This is a genomic window from Kitasatospora kazusensis (genome assembly GCF_039529945.1).
Classification (GTDB): Bacteria; Actinomycetota; Actinomycetes; order Streptomycetales; family Streptomycetaceae; genus Kitasatospora; species Kitasatospora kazusensis.
Genome location: NZ_BAAANT010000117.1, coordinates 1 through 1,788, shown reverse-complemented (window position 1 = coordinate 1,788; position 1,788 = coordinate 1). Strand labels below are relative to the sequence as shown.

General features: G+C 71.1%; 1 protein-coding gene. It reads left to right on the top strand.

The window, feature by feature from the left end:
- Positions 1-1,788: polyketide synthase dehydratase domain-containing protein (locus ABD330_RS32195; RefSeq protein WP_344469861.1), on the top strand; the 1,788-nt coding region annotated here is incomplete at both ends.

The following is a 1,788-nucleotide window of genomic DNA, read 5'->3' as shown; positions in this document are numbered from 1 at the left end:
CCAGCCCGTCCGCTTCACCGACACCATCCACACCCTCCACCAAGCAGGCGTCACCGCGTTCGTCGAACTCGGCCCCGACCCCGTCCTCACCACCCTCACCCAGACCACCCTCGACACCGAGGACACGGTCACCACCGCCACCCTCCGCGAAGGCCACCCCGAAGCACTGACCCTCACCACGGCCCTCGCCCAGCTGCACACCCACGGCCACCCCATCACCTGGCCCACCACCGAAAACACGGCCGCCGCGACCGACCTCCCCACCTATCCCTTCCAGCACGAGCGGTTCTGGCTCGCCCCGTCCAACGCCGGCGCCGATCTGACTGCGGCCGGGCTCACTGCGAGCGACCACCCACTGCTTGCTGCCGTGACCGAACTTCCCGATGGCAAGGGGCACTTGTTCACGGGACGGATCTCGGCGGAGAACCCGGCCTGGACCGCCGAGCACGAGATCTACGGCTCCCCCGTGCTGCCCGGAACCGCCTTTGTCGACCTGCTGCTGCACGCCGCCGACCACGTCGGCTGCGACCAGATCGACGAGCTGACCCACCACTCCTTCTTGGCGATCCCCGAGCGTGGCGCTCTCCAGCTCCGGCTGGTCATCGAGCCGACGGATGACACCGGCCGGTCTTCCTTCGCCGTCTACACCCGGTCCGACGACCCGACCCCGGACACCGCGTGGACCTGCCACGCGACCGGTCTGCTCGGCATCCGGACGGCAGCCGACGGCGAGAGCCTGATCGCCTGGCCGCCCACCGGCGCCACACCCGTCGAACTCGGGGACTTCTACTCGCAGTTCATCGAGCGGGGCTATCACTACGGACCGCTCTTCCAGGGCCTGCGCGCGGCCTGGCGCGACGCGGACTCGGTGTACGCCGAGATCGCCTTGCCCGAGGGCGCCGAGCCGGGTGGCTACGGCATCCACCCGGCGCTGCTCGACGCCGCACTGCACCCCGGCGCGCTGGTCCCCCGCATCGGCCCGGAGGGTGAGCCGATCGTGGAGCAGACCGGGCACGTCCGGCTGCCGTTCTCGTGGAGCGGGGTCACCCTGCACGCGACCGGCGCGACCCGGCTACGGATCAGGGTCAGCGAACCGACACCGGGCACGGTGACCATGGCGGTCGCCGACCCGACCGGCGCGCCCGTGATGACCATCGGCGCCCTGACCATGCGCGAGGTGGACCCCGCGCGGCTCGAAGAGACGCGCACCACCCGCCAGGACGTCGCACTGCACCGGATCGACTGGTGTGCGCAGGATCTGACGGACAGTTCACCGGCCACCGGACCGTGGGTGGTCATCGGTGACCCGCAGACCGCCGAGGCACTCCGCACCGCCGGACTCGACATCCTCGACCACGTGGACCTGACGGTCACCGAGACCGACGAGATCGACCGCGCCCACGCCCTGGCCGCCCGCACACTCACCGCCCTCCAGAACATCCTCGCCGACGAGGACCTGGCCCACGCCCGACTGCTGATCGCCACCCGAGGCACCCCCGACGACCTCACCACCGCCACCATCCGCGGACTCACCCGCTCGGCACAGGCCGAGAACCCCGAGCGCATCGTCCTGCTCGCCACCGACGGCACCGACGCCTCCCACACCGCCCTGCCACTCGCCCTCAGCACCGACGAACCAGAACTCGCCCTGAAAAGCGGCCAGTTGCTCGCACCACGACTGACCAAGGACAACACCCCCCAGCCCGCCGACACCAGCCCGCTGGACCCCCAGGGCACCATCCTCATCACCGGCGGCACCGGCACCCTCGGCACCCTCCTCGCCCGCCA